This window comes from Acinetobacter sp. YH16042, assembly GCF_013417245.1.
Taxonomy (GTDB): Bacteria; Pseudomonadota; Gammaproteobacteria; order Pseudomonadales; family Moraxellaceae; genus Acinetobacter; species Acinetobacter amyesii.
On the sequence record NZ_VPEJ01000099.1, the window covers coordinates 1 to 1972 of the forward strand.

Annotated in this window: 3 protein-coding genes; all 3 read right to left on the reverse strand. The window is 34.1% G+C overall.

What is annotated here, in order from left to right:
* Positions 1-17: 17 nt before the first annotated feature.
* The 3 genes from FTV37_RS17220 to FTV37_RS17230 are packed head-to-tail and all read right to left on the reverse strand — an operon-like array spanning position 18 to position 1453.
* Positions 18-170, reverse strand: coding sequence for a hypothetical protein (locus tag FTV37_RS17220; protein WP_180064329.1), 153 nt, complete (start codon positions 168-170; stop codon positions 18-20).
* A 27-nt stretch (positions 171-197) separates the two neighbouring features.
* A complete protein-coding gene (locus tag FTV37_RS17225; RefSeq protein ID WP_180015723.1) occupies positions 198-950 on the reverse strand; it encodes a molecular chaperone in 753 nt (250 codons plus the stop codon).
* 29 nt (positions 951-979) lie between these two features.
* Positions 980-1453, reverse strand: a complete 474-nt coding sequence (locus tag FTV37_RS17230) for a spore coat U domain-containing protein (RefSeq protein WP_218945736.1) — start codon at positions 1451-1453, stop codon at positions 980-982.
* Positions 1454-1972 lie beyond the last annotated feature (519 nt).

Below are 1972 nucleotides of genomic sequence, written 5' to 3' on the forward strand. Positions count from 1 at the left end.
GTAATCTCATCCTCTTTTTAGCTATAATCACCCAGCATATTTTGGTTATATTGATTTAAAATAACATCTAAAAAAAGTTCCTGTTGAATGGTCGAATCTACTTCTTGAGAAGTCACTTCATTTGCTATTCCCTCTTGTACATAAAGAAGTCCAAGCAAAATTACACTCAAGTAATTAGCCCTAATCATATCAAGTATTTATTTATTTACAGGAATAACCTGTTGATTAATATCAGAATTAATAACTAATCGAAACTTTCCTGCACCATTATCTGGAAGACTGATCGGTAAGTTCCAAGACATCGTTTGTCCTGCCAAAACATAACCCATCAATCCAGATATCAAAGGTACGATATTTCCTGTCGTGGATACATAACTCAACTGACTTAAGCGTAAATAGGAACTAGAACGGTTCGACACTGAAATCTGGCCGTTCGTATATTTAAACTGAATATTATCAAGCGGGGTTAGACCTTGAGTAATTTTATGAGGTTGCGAAGACTTATAAAAAACAGGAATTGAGTATTGCAATAAAATATTTAAACCCGAGTTATTTTGCTCGGAACTACTTCCTGGCAACTCATCTACCAGTACTCGAAATGCCTGCTCCTGAGTACTATTAGTATTGGCTGGCTTAATCAAGCGTACTAATTGTCTTTGACCAGGTTTAATTTCAGTAATAAGTGGACTTGCAATAAGCTTCTTAGTCGGTTCTAGAATTTCCTGGTTATTAAGCTGAGTCCACTCTTGCATACGTACTTGAGCACGAATATTTGTTTTCCCCGTGTTTGTAAGCCAAAGCTCTTTTGCTTTTTCCTGGGAAGAAAACTCTACAAGGATGGGAGATACTTGTAGACTAGCTGCTTGTGCTAAAGAACAAAAGGAAGAAGCTAAAAGAGTCACCATATAGATATGCTGACGATTTAATATTTTTTCAAATATACCTTGCAATAGCCTCTCCTTGTTTACTTATAACTTAATTAGTAAGTAATTTTAGCAGTCACAACATCAGTATATACACCTGCCTTAACATTTGTGTTGCCTTTTAATTTCGCATAGACAGGCAACTCTTGTGCTTTACCTGTACCGGTTTGCTCTAGTGCTTGATCAACTGTTTTACCCCAGATCTTTTGTGCACCGGTATCTTGGAATAAATCATAAGCCACGACAGAAGTACTGTCAGATTTATGCTTCATTTGACGTTCGCTATCCAGTACCACTTTATAAGGTGTGCCAATGGTACATGTAGCTGTTAATTTACCTGTTTGGGTACGGTTTACGTCGGTTGAACGATCTAAACTTCCGAAATCAATATCTGTAGCTGAATTAAATTCACACGATTCATTGATTGTTAATTTCACTTCAAAGTTCTGTGTTGGGGCAGTAGCTGCTTGTGCTGCAGAAAAGCCAAGTACAGATGAAATGAGCAAAGAAACATATGTAATTTTTTTCATGAGATTGAATCCAATATTTAAGTTCAGCCTAACCTTAAAAAGTGGATGAACTTTTGATCAAAGTAGGCGAGGAAATATACGCTCATTAAACAAGCAAGTACATAATTTATTTAGAAAAAATTAGATACTTTACTCTAAATTACTCCAATTAAAAAATTGGCTTAATTAAAAATCAGCTTTTATTTTCCCAAAAAAATGTGATAAGTATCTCATTAAAAATGATTTACTTGCTGTACGGATCATATAGTAAATAAAAAACAAATATTATTGAAATCAATAAAAAACATGAAGATAATCTAAAAAAACAATTAATATGAATTTCGAGCTTATAATTTTTAAAGTCATTAATGAAAAATGCTTTGTAGGTAAATTTCTGTTAGCGGGGAAATGTTCAATTACAGCAATTGCCGTTAGAGCGTATTGAAAATAATTTTTATTATTAAATTCTTGATATGTTTAAAGCTAAAACAGCCGATAAAGTAATAGCGGGACGAGAGGGGGGGCGGAAAAATACGTGAT